The organism is Haliea sp. (assembly GCF_040221975.1).
Lineage (GTDB): Bacteria > Pseudomonadota > Gammaproteobacteria > Pseudomonadales > Halieaceae > Haliea.
The window spans coordinates 366,022-382,701 of the sequence record NZ_JAVJWR010000036.1 but is presented as its reverse complement, the minus strand read 5'-3'; the positions used below and the strand labels follow the sequence as shown (position 1 = coordinate 382,701).

General features: G+C 60.0%; 17 protein-coding genes. 15 read left to right on the top strand and 2 right to left on the bottom strand.

Features of this window, described 5'->3' with window-relative positions; translation table 11 throughout:
- Together mutM and RLO07_RS19965 are read left to right on the top strand one after the other, a co-directional pair.
- On the top strand, window positions 1–813 hold the full coding sequence (gene mutM / locus RLO07_RS19970; RefSeq protein ID WP_462293906.1) for a bifunctional DNA-formamidopyrimidine glycosylase/DNA-(apurinic or apyrimidinic site) lyase: 813 nt from the start codon (window positions 1–3) through the stop codon (window positions 811–813).
- Window positions 814–869: 56 nt separating this feature from the next.
- Window positions 870–1,235 carry a hypothetical protein gene (locus tag RLO07_RS19965; protein WP_462293905.1) on the top strand — a complete coding sequence of 122 codons (366 nt, stop codon included), beginning with the start codon at window positions 870–872 and terminating at the stop codon, window positions 1,233–1,235.
- Here RLO07_RS19965 and coaD read toward each other — a convergent pair.
- Window positions 1,232–1,714 carry a pantetheine-phosphate adenylyltransferase gene (coaD, locus tag RLO07_RS19960; protein ID WP_462293904.1) on the bottom strand — a complete coding sequence of 161 codons (483 nt, stop codon included), beginning with the start codon at window positions 1,712–1,714 and terminating at the stop codon, window positions 1,232–1,234. The two genes, RLO07_RS19965 and coaD, sit on opposite strands and share 4 nt — an antisense overlap.
- Window positions 1,715–2,109: 395 nt before the next feature.
- On the opposite strand from coaD, the gene RLO07_RS19955 reads away from it, so the two are divergent.
- From RLO07_RS19955 to RLO07_RS19910, 10 genes are all read left to right on the top strand, one after another.
- Window positions 2,110–4,455, top strand: a complete 2,346-nt coding sequence (locus RLO07_RS19955; RefSeq protein WP_462293934.1) for a TonB-dependent receptor — start codon at window positions 2,110–2,112, stop codon at window positions 4,453–4,455.
- Between the two features lie 9 nt (window positions 4,456–4,464).
- Window positions 4,465–5,214 carry an SDR family NAD(P)-dependent oxidoreductase gene (locus tag RLO07_RS19950; RefSeq protein ID WP_462293903.1) on the top strand — a complete coding sequence of 250 codons (750 nt, stop codon included), beginning with the start codon at window positions 4,465–4,467 and terminating at the stop codon, window positions 5,212–5,214.
- Window positions 5,215–5,239: 25 nt separating this feature from the next.
- A complete protein-coding gene (locus RLO07_RS19945; RefSeq protein ID WP_462293902.1) occupies window positions 5,240–5,632 on the top strand; it encodes a cupin domain-containing protein in 393 nt (130 codons plus the stop codon).
- Between the two features lie 63 nt (window positions 5,633–5,695).
- On the top strand, window positions 5,696–6,952 hold the full coding sequence (locus RLO07_RS19940; protein WP_462293901.1) for an acyl-CoA dehydrogenase family protein: 1,257 nt from the start codon (window positions 5,696–5,698) through the stop codon (window positions 6,950–6,952).
- A gap of 11 nt (window positions 6,953–6,963) precedes the next feature.
- Complete coding sequence (locus RLO07_RS19935) at window positions 6,964–7,404, top strand: SRPBCC family protein (protein ID WP_462293900.1); 441 nt, start codon at window positions 6,964–6,966, stop codon at window positions 7,402–7,404.
- Window positions 7,405–7,442: 38 nt separating this feature from the next.
- A complete protein-coding gene (locus tag RLO07_RS19930) occupies window positions 7,443–8,312 on the top strand; it encodes an alpha/beta fold hydrolase (protein WP_462293899.1) in 870 nt (289 codons plus the stop codon).
- Window positions 8,313–8,978 (top strand): TetR/AcrR family transcriptional regulator, encoded by a 666-nt coding sequence (locus RLO07_RS19925; protein ID WP_462293898.1) that lies wholly within the window; start codon window positions 8,313–8,315, stop codon window positions 8,976–8,978. It begins immediately after the preceding gene.
- Between the two features lie 19 nt (window positions 8,979–8,997).
- Window positions 8,998–9,504 carry a flavin reductase family protein gene (locus tag RLO07_RS19920; RefSeq protein WP_462293897.1) on the top strand — a complete coding sequence of 169 codons (507 nt, stop codon included), beginning with the start codon at window positions 8,998–9,000 and terminating at the stop codon, window positions 9,502–9,504.
- A gap of 14 nt (window positions 9,505–9,518) precedes the next feature.
- Entirely contained in the window at window positions 9,519–11,396 is a 1,878-nt protein-coding gene (locus RLO07_RS19915; protein WP_462293896.1) for an acyl-CoA synthetase, read from the top strand.
- A gap of 207 nt (window positions 11,397–11,603) precedes the next feature.
- Window positions 11,604–13,172, top strand: a complete 1,569-nt coding sequence (locus RLO07_RS19910) for an AMP-binding protein (RefSeq protein WP_462293895.1) — start codon at window positions 11,604–11,606, stop codon at window positions 13,170–13,172.
- Between the two features lie 13 nt (window positions 13,173–13,185).
- Here the strand turns inward: RLO07_RS19910 and rsmD are convergent, their stop codons facing one another.
- Window positions 13,186–13,794, bottom strand: a complete 609-nt coding sequence (gene rsmD, locus RLO07_RS19905; RefSeq protein WP_462293894.1) for a 16S rRNA (guanine(966)-N(2))-methyltransferase RsmD — start codon at window positions 13,792–13,794, stop codon at window positions 13,186–13,188.
- A gap of 74 nt (window positions 13,795–13,868) precedes the next feature.
- Between rsmD and ftsY the strand changes: the two genes are divergently transcribed.
- From ftsY to ftsX, 3 genes are read left to right on the top strand one after another with little or no spacing between them, the layout of a single operon-like run.
- Window positions 13,869–15,035, top strand: a complete 1,167-nt coding sequence (ftsY, locus tag RLO07_RS19900) for a signal recognition particle-docking protein FtsY (protein ID WP_462293893.1) — start codon at window positions 13,869–13,871, stop codon at window positions 15,033–15,035.
- Window positions 15,032–15,694: a cell division ATP-binding protein FtsE gene (gene ftsE, locus RLO07_RS19895; RefSeq protein ID WP_462293892.1), complete on the top strand. Its 663-nt coding sequence runs from the start codon at window positions 15,032–15,034 to the stop codon at window positions 15,692–15,694. The genes ftsY and ftsE overlap by 4 nt, the downstream gene beginning before the upstream one ends.
- The gene (gene ftsX / locus RLO07_RS19890; protein ID WP_462293891.1) at window positions 15,691–16,665 is read left to right on the top strand and encodes a permease-like cell division protein FtsX; all 975 of its coding nucleotides are present in this window, start codon (window positions 15,691–15,693) and stop codon (window positions 16,663–16,665) included. The genes ftsE and ftsX overlap by 4 nt, the downstream gene beginning before the upstream one ends.
- Window positions 16,666–16,680: the final 15 nt, after the last annotated feature.

Genomic DNA, 16,680 nt, shown 5'->3' with positions numbered 1-16,680 from the left:
ATGCCTGAGCTGCCCGAGGTCGAGACCACCCGCCGCGGCGTCGAGCCCTGGAGTCGCGGCCAGCGCGTGGTCGCGGTGCAAGTCCGGGAGCCGCGCCTGCGCTGGCCGGTGCCGCCCGATCTTGCCCCGCGCCTGCAGGGGCAGCTGATTGAGGCGGTGGAGCGGCGTGCGAAGTACCTGCTGTTCCGCACAGCCGCCGGCAGCCTGCTGGTGCATCTGGGCATGTCGGGTTCCCTGCGGGTGATCCGCGATCACAGCCCACTGCTGCGCCACGACCATGTCGAAATCCTGCTCTCCAGCGGTGATCGCCTGCGTTTCAACGACCCGCGCCGGTTCGGCTGCATGCTCTGGCTGGAACCCGGTGCCTCGCATTCCCTGTTGCAGGGTTTGGGCCCCGAGCCACTGTCAACCGATTTCACTGGTGAGCTTCTCCATCGACGCTCCCGTGGCCGTCGGGCGCCGGTCAAGTCGTTCCTCATGGACGGCCGCATCGTGGTAGGCGTTGGTAATATTTACGCCAACGAAGCGTTGTTCCTGGCCGGGATCCGCCCCGATCGTCCTGCAGGCCGCATTGGCCTGGCCCGCTACGAGAGGCTTGCCGAGCATGTGAAGCAAGTGCTAACTTCCGCCATAAGCGAGGGTGGAACGACGCTGAGGGATTTTGTTGGCGGCGACGGCAAGCCGGGCTACTTTGCCCAGCAACTGTATGCCTATGGCCGTGGCGGGCTACCCTGCAAGCACTGCCAGAGGCCCCTGCGCGAGTGTCGGCTGGGGCAGCGGGCCACGGTCTATTGCGTGACCTGCCAGCGCTGAACAGGCTAAACTGCAGGCAATGCTGTTTGGGGTGGGATTCTTTCCGGGAGTGGAAAATGAAAACAATCTGTGCAAACCGTCGTCTCGCAGCCATCGCCCTGGTGGCTTCCCTGCTCACCGCACCGCCGCTGTGGGCCCAGACTGCGGTCGATGAAAGTCCCTCGGCCGGTGCCATGGTCGGCGATCTGCTGGTCGCGCGCCCCATCGGTCTGGTGATGACCGTCGGTGGCACCGCCGCCTGGATCGTCAGCCTGCCCTTCACCCTGATGGCGGGCCATGCCGGTGAGGCCGCCGAGACCCTGATGGTTGGTCCCGCGGAGACCACTTTCCTGCGCTGCCTGGGTTGCCGGGAGACCGGTTATACCAACAAGGATATTGAGCGCAACCGCGCGCAGTCCGCAGACGCGCAGTCCGCGGACTAGCTGAACCTGGCCTGCAGTGCCCGCGCCACCGGGTCGGGCACGAAGGGTGTGATGTCGCCGTTGAGCGCCGCGATCTCCCTGACCAGGGAGGAAGAAATATAGGACAGGTGTTCCGAGGGGGTCAGGAACACACTTTCGAACTCCGGGTCCATCGCCCGGTTCATGTTGGCAAGCTGGAATTCGTACTCGAAATCAGCCACCGCGCGCAGCCCGCGCAGAACGCAGCGTGAATTCTGGCTCTTGGCAAAATCGATCAGCAGATTGCTGAAGCCAACCACCTCGACATTATCCAGATGCTGCAGGGCCTCCTGGCACAGCTCCACCCGCTGTTGCAGCGAGAACAGCGGGGTCTTCTTCTCACTGTGGGCAACGGCGACCACGACCTTGCCGAACAGGCGCGCCGCCCGTTCGGTCAGGTCGACGTGGCCGTTGGTGATCGGGTCGAAGCTGCCCGGGTAGATAACAGTATGTGTGCGCATTGTGCCACCCGGCGTCATGGAACGAGCTGCGGATGGTAAACACTCACTGAGTGTCGTGCAAACTCTACGTCATCGGCAGATTCCCTGCACACCTTGGCGAGAAGGAGCGGGGCATCCCCGCCTTCCCGCTGAACAACGGATTGACATAGGCTCCTGTGGACTGAAGCCCGGAAAGGACTCCAACGGGTCCGCACCTGGGCTCATTCTCAGTAGATTTCAGCTTTCCCCGCGACCACTTTCGCCAGAGCAGCTGGATTCTGGAAGGAAATTTTTCGCAATGTGCCTCGCGTCGTACTAATTTTTCAAAAGGGAGTTGACATTTTACTAAACCGTTTAGTATAAATAAGGGCAGAGACAATAAGACACAAAATCGGGACAGTGGAGGCAAAGTGGAAATGCTAAAAGCTTGCGAACTTGGGGGAAGGCTGCTTAAACGCTCTGCACTTCCGACGCTGGTCGGGGTGACAGCTGTGGGTATGATGCCGCTGCCGGCGTTGTCGCAGACAGCCAGTCCGTTTCTGGAGGAAATCACAGTAACGGCGCGCAAACGGGAGGAGAGTCTTCAGGATACTCCGATCTCCATATCTGCCTTTTCCGCCGACGCAATCGCTGCGCGGCAGATGAGTACCATTGCCGATGTGGGTCATTTCACGCCGAATATGAGTTTCGACAGCGCTTCGGCGATTTCCGGCAGTAGCAATTCCGCAACAGTATTCATACGCGGTGTCGGGCAAACGGACTTTAACCTGACCATTGACCCCGGCGTGGGAATTTACCTCGATGGTGTCTATGTCAGTAGGTCCGTGGGAGCGCTTCTTGATACCGCTGATCTGGAGCAGATCCAGGTTCTCCGCGGCCCCCAGGGAACACTATTTGGAAAGAACACGATTGGTGGTGCGGTGGTGCTCACATCCCGCGCGCCGGGAGATGAACCTGGTCTGTCCGCTGAGCTGACAACGGGTCGTTTCGGGCGCCTGGATGGCAAGTTCAATTTCAACCTGCCGGTTACGGACCGGGCCGCGGTGCGGGCATCCATTAGCCGACAAAGCCGGGACGGCTATGGCTCTCGTCTCACCGATGGTCAGGAACTCGGTGACCGGAACAGCTGGTCAGGCCGCATCGTTGGAAGTCTTGAGGCGACCGAAAACCTGAGCCTCACGCTGGCCATTGATGGCACCCGATCCCGTGAGCATTCGCCCCCCATCAAGATACTTGAGATCAACGAATTCGGTTTTTTTCCGATGATCTACAACAACTTCGTTGCGGGCGGCCTTGGCTGCGCTCAGTTCCAGCCGAATGGCAGCATGACCCCCACCGCGCTTGACAACCCCTCCTGCCAGAACGCCCAGTGGCTGACAGACGGACCATACACTAACCACAATACGCAGCCAGATGATTCGAACCTCGATCTCTGGGGTGTTTCGCTGACTGCGGACTGGGATTTGAGCTGGGCCGGCGTCAAGTCCATTACCGCCTACCGCGATCTGGATAGCAGCTTCACTCTCGAGCACGATGGTTCTCCCCTCGACGCGACAAGTTCCGCCAATGAATACAGTCAGTGGCAATTCAGTCAGGAATTCCAGCTTCAGGGAGCCACCGCCAATAACCGCTTGCAATGGCTTGCTGGTCTTTATTATTTCAAGGAAAAGGGCGCAGATCGCAATTTTCTCTCCAACTTCAATCCCCAGGCGATCTCTTTCATGAGCGGGGGCAAGGTCGATAATGACAGCTACGCGGGCTTTGCCCAGCTGACATACGATCTGACAGACGCCCTGAGCCTGACGCTGGGCGGTCGCTATACGTATGAGAAAAAACGCTTCCTCCCCGAGCAGGAGGTTCTGTTCATTGATCCTGCGGTTGCGGGTTTCATGGCGATGATCGGGTTTACGGATGTCAATGGCGATGGGGGGCCTCTGCAGGCGGGTTCGCTGCTGCTGCCTCAACGTGAAGGGAGCGTGAGCGCTAAGGAGTTCACGCCAGCACTCACCCTCGATTATCGTTTGAGTGACGAAACCATGGCCTACGCATCGTATTCCAAGGGTTTCAAGTCGGGTGGCTTCACGCAAAGGGTGTTTCCTCCTCTGACCCAGGTGCCCGACTTTGCGCCTGAATTCGCGGAAAGCTATGAGATTGGCCTGAAGACAGAGTTGTTTGATCGCCGCCTGCGCCTGAACGCTGCTGCATTCCACATGGACTATACGGATCTGCAGGTCCTGGTGACCGAGTTCATCGCGCCCACGGTCCAGAATGCGGGCAAGGCGCGGATCAAGGGTTTCGAGGCCAACTTTGAGGCACGACCGTTTGACTGGCTGCATCTGGACGGCGGCGTTGGACTCACGGACGCGGGGTATCGCGATATTTCACCCGCTGCAGCTCCGGTCACGGTGGCTAGCAAGTTGCCCAATGCGCCCGAGTGGACGGCAAATCTCGGTGTCAACATATATCTCTATACTGGCGCTATCGGTGACCTCAGTGTCAGGGCGGACTGGGCGTATCGGGGGGATCACTTCAAGGATGCCGTAAACACGTCGCTTCTGCATCAGAGCGGCTACGGTCTGTGGAATCTAAGCACCACATTTACTGACAGCGACGATCGATGGTCCCTGACCGCAGGTGTTACCAATCTTGGCAACGAGCGCTATCTGGTTTCCGGGTACTCCGACATTGACGGAGTCGGTACGACCTACGGCATCTTCTCGCGGCCAAGGGAATGGTTCGTTACCGCACGATTGAAGTATTAGGAGGCTATAATGCTACTGCAAGACAAGGTTGCCATTGTCACCGGTGCCGCTTCGGGGATCGGCTACGAAGTTGCCCTTGCCTACGCTCGGGCTGGCGCCCGAGTGGTGGTTTCGGACATCAATGATGCCGCTGGCCTGGCGCTTGTCGAGAGGATCAGAAGCGAAGGCGGTACGGCGCACTATGCCCCCTGCAATGTGCGCCAGCTCGACGATCATCAAAAGCTTGTAGACAATGCCCTTGAGCATTATGGCCAGCTGGATATCGCCTGCAACAACGCGGGTATTCCTGGGGCGCGCTTCCCCCTTGCGGATTATCCGGTTGACCTTTGGCACGATGCCATTGATATCAATCTCACGGGCGTTTTTTTCGGCATGCGGGCACAGATCCCGGCGCTGATTGCTAATGGTGGGGGAGCGATCGTCAACATCGCCTCGGTAGCCGCGCGTATCACGCTTGAAGGGACACCAGCCTACACGGCCGCCAAACACGGTGTCGCCGGACTGACGAAGAGCGCGGCGCTTGACTATTCGGCTCAGAATATCCGTGTCAACGCTGTCCTGCCGGGGCTCATCAAGACGCCGCTCATTGCGGAGATCCTTGATGATGTGGAGACCCGGAAGCTAGAAGCACTTCATCCCATCGGCCGGCTGGGCAAACCCCGGGAAATCGCCGAGGCCGTGCTGTGGCTCAGTGGTGCCGGCGCAAGCTTCGTGACCGGGACATGCCTCAACGTCGACGGCGGATACTTGACACGCTAATTTCGAACCTCGAAAGGACTTTACCATGCAAATTATCAAAATTGACGACGTTCCCGAGCTGGAGTTACCTGGTCTGCGCCACAGGACCCTGGCCGGCCCGCGCAATGGAATGACGCAGGGGGAGGTATGGACACAGATCGCCGAACCCGGCGGTGCCACGCCGGTCCACAGGCATGACTGCGAAGAAGTGGTTATCGTCCTGACGGGAAGCGGCGTGTGCAAATGCGAGGACAGGGATTATCCCTTTGGCCCCCGGTCGGTCATGATCATCCCACCCAATGTCGTCCACCAGATTGTCAACACCGGCAGCGAACCCATCACCGGCTTCGGGTTTCTCACGATGGCACCGGTGATCGTGGAAGACCCGAACGGGGAACGGATTCACCTGCCCTGGGATCAGGGTTCCGAGGCAGGGTAAGCCCCGCAAGTCATTTTTCATTTGGCCCATAGGCGCCAGTGCCGCTGGCGAAAGGTAATAATCATGGACTTTAATCTTACATCTGAACAAGAACGCCTTATCGGCCTCGCCGCGGAACTCGGACGCGAAAAGTTTGCAAAGCGTGCGGCCCAATATGATCGAGACGCCGAATTCCCGATGGAGAACTATAATGACCTGCGCGACGCGGGACTCCTGAAGCTTTGCGTGCCCAAGGAGCACGGTGGCCTTGGCGCCGACTATCAGACCTATATGCTGGTGGCCGCAGAGATCGCCCGTCACTGCGCGGCCACAGCACTGACCTTCAATATGCACAGCTGTGCGATGATGTGGAACGCACAGATGATCCATGATTTTCCGATCAGCGATCAGCAGCGAGCTGAACACGAAACGCTCAAGCTCCGGCATTTCGCCCGGGTCGTGGACGAGGGCAAGATATACTCCCAGCCGTTCTCCGAAACGGGCGACAACTGGATGGCCAAGCCCTTCAGCACGAGGGCGGTGCGCGGGAAGGACGGCTGGCACATTACCGGCAAGAAGGTCTTCGCGTCGCTCTCCGGTGCCGCTGACTATTACGGCATCGTCTGCACTGAGGTTGCCGACGATGGGGAACTTTACTTCGACAATACGCTGTACGTCGCCATGTCCAAGGACAGCCCGGGCTTCAGCATTACCGGCTCCTGGGATCCATTGGGGATGCGTGGCACGGTGTCGCGTACCCTCGTCCTTGATAACGTCTTCGTGCCATACGAAGAAGCCATTATGCCGAAGGGCGCATATTATCACGGCCAGATTGTCTGGCCGCACATGTACATGACGCTTACTCCAGCCTACCTCGGCACGGCACAGGCGGCCTATGACTTCACCCGGGCCTATTTGCGTGGTGAAATCGAGGGAATGCCCCCGGTGAAGCGACGGGCCTTTCCCTCCAAGCAGGCCGCTGTGGCTGAAATGTATATCAAGTTGCAGCAGGCCTGGGCCGTTTTTAATCGGGCAATCAGTGATGCCAAGGGCAATCCAGGTCCTGAGGACATCATGCGGCTTTATGTCTGCCAGTACACGGTGATGGAATACAGTAACGATATCTGCCGTCTGGCCATTCGTACCTGCGGGGGGCAGTCCATGCTCCGCAGTCTGCCTCTGGAGAGGTATTACCGCGACAGTCGCTGCGGTTCGCTGATGCTGCCGTACACCGCTGAAATCTGCACCACGTTTCTGGGCATTTCATGCCTCTATGATGAGGGTGAAGAACTCGAGGCACCGCCCCCGTTGCCGCCAAAGGCAGTGGCTTCCAAGCAATGATGGAGGGCAAGATGGTACAGATTCACGTCAGTGGGCTTATCGATGCTCCGGTTGCTCCGGTCTGGAAGCTGGTCCGCGATTTTGGAGCGCTGGGAGCATGGCACCCCGATGTCGTGACATGTCGCCTTGAGGATGGTTGTGATGGAACGACGATCGGGGCGCGGCGCACAATGACCATGAGAAACGTGGATGGTGAGATCGAAGAAGTTCTTGTAGCCCTTTCCGACGAGGCACGGCAGGTAGTTTACACCCTCTCTCCGGGTCCGCTGCCGGTATGGGATTATCGGGCGGTTCTGGAGTTGCTGCCGATCACCATGGAAGATCGCACAGTTGTGAGCTGGCGAGCGACCTATAATGCACCACCGGATCTCCAGTCGGACCTTCAACAGGCCTCAACCGGTATTTTCACCGGCGGGATCGAAGCCCTGATCAGTCATTTTTCCGGAACCTGAATTGCGCCGATCAATGAGGCAGTGATGGAGTTTTTTGTTTGAACACTATAGAAAGTATAACCATCGGACCCCGTCCACGGCTCCGGGTACTGCATTCAGGCCAAGGGACTCCCTGCCTGCTTCTGCATGGCATTGGGGGGAACGCCCTTAATTGGCACAGGCAGCTCGAAACCTTCGGTCATTCGTTTCATGCCCTGGCGTGGGATGTACGCGGATACGGCGGAAGCGAGGATTATGAGGGCCCGTTCAGGCTTGAGGACGTAAGCCAGGATATCCTGCGGGTCCTCGATCATTTCTCCTATGATCGTGCTCATATTGTCGGGCTTTCCATGGGTGGATTGATTGCCTTTGATTTCTACACACGCTTCCCTGAAAACGTGCTCAGCTTGACCATTTGTTCTGCAACCATAGGCACAGACGCCTTGCCCCCGGAAGCTGTACAGGAGTTCCTTTCGGTGCGGCAGGCGCCGCTCCTTTCGGGCAAGGAACCGTACGATATCGCAGAGCCCGTAGCGGAGGGGCTTCTGGGCAGTAACGTGAGTAATGGAGTACGCCAGGAGCTTATTGAGAGTATCAAGGCTCTGCGAAAAGATTCGTATCTGAAGACGCTGGAGGCTGTGGCACACCACAGGATTGATCTTGCCCCTGAATCTATCACGGCACCAGTTCATCTGGTCGCAGCGGGCGAGGACAAGCTGATCACGCGAGACGACATGGCGTATCTCGCGGCCCGCATCAAGCATGCGCGTTTCACTGTGATCGAAGGCGCGGGGCATGTTTCCAACATAGAAAAGCCGGATGAATTCAATGACGCCATTCTGGAGTTTCTGTACGAGTTGGCCCCGGACGAAACGGCAGGCGGAACGGGCTGCCGCGTTACGATTTCAGGACAAGGGAGACATGAATAAATGGCGACGCGAACTATAAACACAGACAAAGTTGGCGCCACCGCCGCGGGGAAAAAGCCGAAAACGCTGCGCAATGCGGAAAAGCGAAATCAGATCATGGCTGGTTCTCTCCAGGTTTTTCTGAAGCATGGCTTTCATGGCGCAAGTATTGACAATATTGCTGCCACTGCCGGCGTCTCCAAGCCGACTATTTACAGCTACTTCAAGGACAAGGAAGGTCTCTTCGCTGCAATTATCCGGGATATCGCTGATCGCATTTTGATCCCGACACGTGAAACGGTTCCCGCGTCTGTGTCGGTTGAGGAAGCGCTGGAACGGTTCACTCATGTTTACGCTTCGGTAATGCTCGATCCGAAGATGCTTGCAATGCATCGTCTTGCTGTGGGTGAAGCACAGCGGTTTCCGAAAGTTGGCGAACTTTTCTATCGTGCGGGACCCGAGGCTGCGCTGCGCGGCATTATGGAGTACCTGCAAATCTTCATCGACCGAGGTGATCTGGATATCCAGGATTTGGAGTCAGCGGCCCACCACTTTTGGGGGCTGACGTTGAATCCAATGCGGACCATGATGCTGTTCATGTGCGACTACTCGCCGTCGCGCGAAGAAGTGGAAGAGAGTATTCACCGCGGAATTCAGGCCTTTCTGGCCATCTATAAACGACAGTAGTGAGGTGATGATGGAGACAATGGCCAAGCCACAAAATAAAACTTCGGATGGGCGCGCACTCAGGCAGGCGCTTGGGAAATTCGCGACGGGTGTTGCTATTGTGACCACCCGCGACGGTGAAGAGCGTGATTATGGAATGACGATAAACTCCTTTACTTCGGTTTCTCTTGCTCCGCCGCTTGTCCTCTGGAGTGTCTCTCGCAGCGCCCCCAGCTACCCGGTATTTACCACAACCGAAAATTTTGTCATCAGCGTCCTGGGTGAGGAGCAGGAGAACATTTCCAATCGCTTCGCCGGGTCGGTCGCAGATAAATTCGCCGGCGTCCGTTGCGGTCGCAGCAATATGGGGCCGCTTTTCATCGACGGTGCGCTCGCCGTGTTTGAATGCAGTGTACACGAACGCTATGAAGGCGGTGATCACCTCATTTTGGTTGGCCATGTCGAAAACTATTCCTGCGTCAACGGTCGCGCCCTTGTGTTTCATGACGGTTGGTATGGCACGCTTCAGAAAGCTGGTTCGCAATGACCGGTGGGAAAATCATGGACAACTTTTCCCTTCCTTATGGAACGCTCAAGGATATCAAGGCCATAGAGGCGACCCCTCTGAGTGAGCGGCTTCAGATCCGGACTTCGTTCGATATTATTCGTCAAGCTGCGGATGACCGGGCTGATGAACTGGCGCTTTGCTATCTCCCCAATGGACGGGCCGGGGACAAACCGGAGGTCTTCAGCTTCCGAGACTATCTGGCCCGGGTCACACAGACAGCCAATATGTTCCATGATCTTGGGGTGAGGCCGGGCACCTCCGTCTCCTACCTTCTTGGTAATCATCCTGAAACCTATTTTACGATCTGGGGCGGAGAGACGGCAGGAATCGTCAATGCCATCAATCCCCTTCTGCAGGCTGATCATATTGCCGAGATTATAGCGGCCGCGGGTAGTCGGGTGCTCGTCGCCCCCTCAAGGGAAAGCCATCCGGAGCTATGGCAGGTGTTGCCAAGTGTTCGAAAACAGTGCCCTGAACTTGAAACCGTACTGGAGCTCGGCGGTGCGGGTGATGAGAGCGACGGCGTCCTTGGTTTCTCGGAGCTCGTCAGCAGGTACTCGGCCTCAGAGCTGGGCTTTGTGCGCGACACCGACCCTGACCGCGTGGTGGCCTGCTTTCACACCGGGGGGACGACGGGGACCCCGAAGCTCGCGCAGCATACCGGTTTCGGTCAAGCCTATAATGCCTGGGCGATCGCTCAGGCACTTGGGCTCACCGCAGGGCAACGCATGCTCTGCGGGTTGCCACTGTTCCATGTCAATGCGGTGATGGTGGGTGGGCTTGCGCCCCTTTTCGCGGGTGCAGCATGTGTGCTCGTCGGCCCTCAAGGGTATCGCGACCGCCAGATGATGCAGGACTTCTGGAACATCGTTGAGAAATACCGAATCAACGCTTTCAGCGCCGTTCCAACGATATACGCACGCCTTCTGGATTTGCCGGTTGACGGGGCTGATCTTACGTCTCTCACGTATGGCTTGTGTGGCGCAGCACCCATGTCGACTGCTCTTTTCGAGGAGTTCGAGCGCCGCACCGGTGTGCGGATCCTCGAAGGCTATGGGATGACTGAAGCGGTCTGCGTCAGCGCCTTTAACCCGCGAGAGGGAGAGCGGCTGGTTGGCTCCATTGGGTTGCGCATTCCCTATCAGGATATGAAGGTCGTGCAGCTCGACAGTGACGCCCGGTATGAGCGGGATTGCGCACCCGACGAGATTGGCAACCTCTTGATCCGCGGTCCCAACGTCTTCCCCGGCTATCGGCAAGACAAGCACAATGAAAATATCTGGGCGGATGATGGCTGGTTCAATACTGGTGATATGGCGCGCCAGGATCGGGAAGGCTATTTCTGGCTGACGGGTCGTGCAAAGGATCTGATCATACGCGGCGGCCACAATATTGATCCTGCCGTGATCGAGGATGCCTTGATAACACACGCGGCGGTAGAGCTCGCCGCTGCTGTGGGCAAACCAGACGGAGATGCCGGGGAGCTTCCCGTAGCCTACGTCACCGTTCGGAACAGCTCAACTGTTTCGGCGGCCGAGCTCAGGGACCACGCTCGTGCACGGGTGGCTGATCGTGCCGCCGCGCCGAGCGAGGTAATAATCATCGACACGATGCCGGTCACGGCAGTGGGAAAGATTTTCAAGCCGACCCTGCGCATCGATATCATCAAGCGTACGCTGATAGAGACCCTGTCGAGTGAACTGCCACCTGGCGTCGGTATAGTTGTTGCGGTAGAAAATGACGATCGTGTCGGTACCCTGTTCCAGATAACGCTGAACACGGCGCATTGTGACCTCGAAAAACGGGTTGCGCAGGCTCTACGCAATTATTCCGTGAACTACACCATCAACGTGATCTCAGGCGCGTACTAATGGGTGTTTCCGGCCGGTCCCCTGTGGCCCTTGAAGTCCCGAGAACGCTCCCGTCAGTCCTCCGTTGATGGGGGAAAGTGTTTTTCGACGTGATTAACGTTTCAGTGAATATGCGCTTCCAACAACAGGTTTAGCAATATGCCGATCTCGCCCCATATAGACAGTTTCACTGTGGATCACCTGCCGCCCCGGGATGCGTGGCCGGTGATGACGTTTGACCTGCCCGAGTTGCAATATCCGGAGGTTCTGAATGCGGCGGCGACGTTGCTTGATGGGGCTATGGGCGCAGGGTTTGGTGGCAAGGTGGCGGTAATCGGGGCCGATCATGCGTGGACTTATGAGGTGCTGAATGGACAGGTCAACCGCATCGCCCGTGTTCTGGTGGAGGACTTGGGGCTGGTACCCGGCAACCGGGTTTTGATCCGGGGCTTCAACAACGCCATGCACCTGGCGATATGGCTGGCGGTGGTGAAGGCGGGTGGTGTTGTGGTGGACAGCATGCCACTACTGCGCACGCCGGAACTCCGCAAGTACATTGCCAGAGCGCACATCAGGCTGGCGCTGTGCGATCACAGGCTGTCGGAGGCCCTTGAGCCCCTTTTGGGTGATGGGATCGCGCTTGACCGGGTGGTCTGCTTCGGCGCCGGCGACCTTGAAGGGCTGATGGCGGGCAAGCCCGAGACCTTCGATGCCGTGCCGACCCTGGCCGATGACGTGGTATTGCTGGGTTTCACTTCGGGCACCACGGGGGAACCCAAGGTCACCATGCATTTCCACCGCGACATCCTGGCCATGGCTGACACCGCAGCGCGCCATGTGCTCCGCCCGGATCCGGACGAGGTGTTCACCGGATCACCGCCCTTTGCGTTCACCTTCGGGCTTGGCGCGCTGCTGGTGTTTCCCATGCGCTTTGGCTGCACCACCCGGCTGATTGAAACACCCTCTCCCGACGCGCTTCTCGAAGCCATCGAGGCGGGGGCGACCACACTGTTTACCGCGCCCACCATGTACCGGGCCCTGCTGGACCGTGTGGAAGCGGGCAGGCATGGGGCCTTGCGCAAATGTATTTCAGCCGGGGAGAAGCTGCCGCTTGCCACCTGGGAGGCATGGCAGGAACGCACCGGCATCCGCATCATTGACGGACTGGGCGCGACCGAAATGATCCATATCTTCATCTCCGCGTCGGCCGACGACATCCGACCCGGCGCCATCGGCAAGGCGGTGCCGGGCTATGAGGCCCGCATTATGGGGGAGGACAACCAACCGTTGCCCCCCGGCGCTACTGGCCGGCTGGCGGTGCGTGGTCCCACCGGCTGCCGGTATCTGGATGATCCTCGCCAGCACGACTACGTGGTCAACGGGTGGAACGTGACAGGGGACATTTTCCGCATGGACGACGACGGCTACTTCTGGTTCGAGGGGCGCGCTGACGACATGATTATTTCGTCAGGCTACAACATAGCCGGGCCGGAAGTGGAAGAGGTGCTCATGCGCCACGCGGCGGTGCTGGAATGTGCCGTTGTCGGCGCCCCCGACCCGGACCGGGGCCAGATCGTCAAGGCGTTCATCGTGCCCAGGCCCGACGTACATGCAGATGATATCCTCGCCAGCAACATCCAGAATTTCGTCAAGGCCGAAATCGCACCCTACAAGTACCCCCGTGCCATCGAATTTATCGACGCACTGCCCAAAACCCAGACCGGGAAAATCCAGAGATTTGGATTGAGGGAAAGGGCAGATGAACAAGGACCTTGCGCGCCCGGTTGTCGGGCTTAACCTGCATCGCGATCTATGCGACTGCGGCCTGCCTGCGATACAGGCGGTAGCTGACTGCCCCGGCGGTTTTGTCCCGGTGCAACAGCCAGTTTGCTGGCGGCTCGGGCACAGTGTCCCCGGCGCCGGTCTCGACATAGATGCAGGCGCCGGCAGCCAGCAGTGATCTGGTGTCGAGCAACTGCCAGGCCGGCGCCACCAGCTCCTGGCCGAAGGGCGGGTCGATAAAGACGATGTCCCAGGGCCGGTCGACTCTGGCCAGAAAGTCAGCGGCCCTGGCGGTGTGGCAGCTGCCCAGCGCCTCTGCCCCCAGATCCTGCAGGTGACGCCGGATCTGTGCGCTGCTGGCAGGGTTGTTGTCGACAAAATCGCAATGGGCGGCACCGCGGGACAGGGCTTCGAGGCCGAGGGCGCCGGAGCCGCTGAACAGGTCCAGACAGCGGGCATCCCGGATATCGGTGGCAAGCCAGTTGAACAGGGTCTCCCGCACCCGGTCCGGTGTGGGACGCAGGCCATCAGCCGCGGTGAAGCGCAGCTTGCGACCGCGCCAGCGGCCACCGATGATGCGCAGCAGGCCGGCCGTTGCCGGCGATTCCTGTGATCGCCGCCTGCTCCTCCCTGTCATTTCGCCGCTCCGCCCAAGAGTGATAGGATACGCCATCCCGCAGATGCCCTCCGGCAAACTCTAACACGAGACTCATGAAGTTTTTCAAACGCAACAAAAAGGTCCCTGGGCAGCCTGATACTGCCGTCGACAGTGCCGCTGACAGCGACGCGGCGGAGGCTGGCGCTGACGCAGCCATTGACGATTCCCCGGCGCCTGCCCCGCCAGTGTCGACGCCGGTACCCGCTGCGGAGGCCATGGTTCCCGCCGCAGCCGAGGAGTCCGCGCCTTCCGTCACGGAGCCCGCCGCGCGCCCGGTTGCGGCTGCCGAGGCCGGTTTCTTTGCCCGCCTGCGGCGTGGTCTCGGACGCACCAGCGACACCCTGGTGCAGGGCCTGGGTACCCTGTTCCTGGGTCGCAAGGAAATTGACGCCGAGTTGCTGGAGGAACTGGAGTCGCGCCTGTTGCTGGCGGATGTGGGTGTCGACGCCACGGTGGAGATTATCGACCGGCTCACGCGGCGGGTATCGCGCAAGGAGCTGACCAGCCCGGAAGCCCTGCAGCGGGCGCTGCAGGAGGAGTTGCTGGAGGTGCTGCGGCCCTGTGAGCAGCCGCTGGACGTTGCCGGCAAAACGCCCTATGTGATCCTGATGGTCGGCGTCAATGGCGTCGGCAAGACCACCACCATCGGCAAGCTGGCGCGTCGCTACCAGGCCGAGGGCCACTCGGTCATGCTGGCGGCCGGGGACACCTTCCGCGCGGCAGCAGTGGAACAGCTCCAGGTGTGGGGTCAGCGCCACAATGTGCCGGTCATCGCCCAGCACTCGGGGGCCGACAGCGCCTCGGTGATCTACGACGCCCTGCAGGCTGCCCAGGCGCGCAAGGTCGACGTGCTGATCGCGGATACCGCCGGCCGCCTGCACAACAAGGACCACCTGATGGAGGAGCTGCGCAAGGTGGTCCGGGTGATGGGCAAGCTGGATCCGGAAGCCCCGCATGAAGTGATGCTGGTGCTGGATGCCGGTACTGGCCAGAACGCCCTGGCGCAGGCCAGCCAGTTCCAGCAGGTGGTGGGGGTGACCGGGCTCACCCTGACCAAGCTCGACGGCACCGCCAAGGGCGGGATCATTTTCGCCATTGCCCGCAAACTGGGCCTGCCCATTCGTTTTATCGGTGTGGGTGAAACCGCCGACGATCTCCGGCCCTTTGCGGCGGAACCCTTCATTGAAGCCTTGTTTGCAGGTGCCGACCCCGAGCAATGATCACTTTTGACCGTGTCAGCAAACGCTACGCGGAGGGCCACGAGGCCCTGAGTGAAATCAGCGTCGAGATCCGCCAGGATGAACTGGTCTTCCTCACTGGCCACTCCGGTGCGGGCAAGAGCACTCTGCTGCGCCTGATCATGCTGATTGAGCGCCCCAGCCGCGGCCAGGTCATTGTCGATGGCCAGAACCTCGCCAAGATCGGCGCCCGCGGCATTCCCGCACACCGCCGCAATATCGGCGTGGTGTTCCAGAACCACCAGCTGCTGTTTGACCGCTCTGTCTATCACAATGTGGCGCTGCCGCTGGTGATTGCCGGCTATGAGCAGCGGGAGGTCGGGCGCCGGGTGCGGGCAGCCCTGGACAAGGTCGGCTTGCTGGCGAAAGAGCGGGCCCTGCCCATCACCCTGTCCGGAGGGGAGCAGCAGCGCGTGGGCATTGCCCGGGCGGTGGTGGCGCGGCCCCGGATCCTGCTCGCTGACGAGCCCACCGGCAACCTCGACCCGGCCCTGTCGGCGGAGATCATGCAACTGTTCGAAGCCTTCAACCAGGTGGGCGTGACCGTCTTGATCGCCAGCCACGACCTGGCGCTCATTTCCCGTTTGCGCCACCGGATCCTGACCCTGCGCGACGGGCGCCTGGTGAGCAACCGCGCATGAGTGCCGCCGACGGCAAGACCCGGCGGGAGGGAGCCAGTACCAGTCGCGCCAGGCTTCGACATCGCTTTAACGGCTGGTTGGCCCACCACCGTTTATCGGCCGCCGACAGCCTGGCGCGGGTGCTGGACAACCCGGTCTCCAGCCTGCTCACCTGGCTGGTGATCGGTATTGCCCTGGCCTTGCCCGCGGCGCTGGACGTCGCCCTCGACAATGCCCGCCAGCTCAGCGACAAGTGGGACAGTCCCGCCCAGTTGTCACTGTTTCTTTCCGCCAGCGTCAGTTCCGAGCAGGCCCGGGAGCTGTCCCGGGAGCTGCAGGAGAGGCCCGATATCGCGGCGGTGACGCTGGTTTCCAGGGAAGAAGCGCTGGAGGAATTCAGCCTGCTGTCAGGTTTTGCGGACGTGCTCGACAGCCTGGACAGCAACCCGCTTCCCGACCTGCTGCTGGTGACACCGGTCCCGGAGGCCGACTCGGTGGCGGCGCTGCAGCAACAACTTTCTGCCGACCCCCGGGTAGCGGAAGCGGTGCTGGACATGGCCTGGCTGGAGCGGCTCAATACCTTGATGGATTTGAGCCGGCGCATGGTGCTGGCGCTGGGAGGGGTGCTGGTGGCCGGGGTGGTGTTGATTCTCGGCAATACCATCCGCCTCGCCATCGAGAGCCGGCGCGAGGAAATCGTGGTGGTCAAGCTGGTGGGCGGCAGCAATGGCTTTGTGCGCCGGCCTTTCCTCTACACAGGCCTTTGGTACGGGGTCGGGGGAGGATTTTTTGCCGCCCTGCTGGTGGCTGCGGCGCTGTGGTTTCTCGGCGAACCCGTGGCCCGGCTGGCAGAGTTGTACCAGAGCAGTTTCGAGTTGGGCGGGCTGGGGATCATGGGCAGCCTGAACCTTGTCGTCCTCGGAGGCCTGCTCGGTCTTGCCGGCGCCTGGTTGGCCGTTTCCCGCCATCTGGGGCGCATTGCGCCACGGTGACCGGTTTTCAACTCA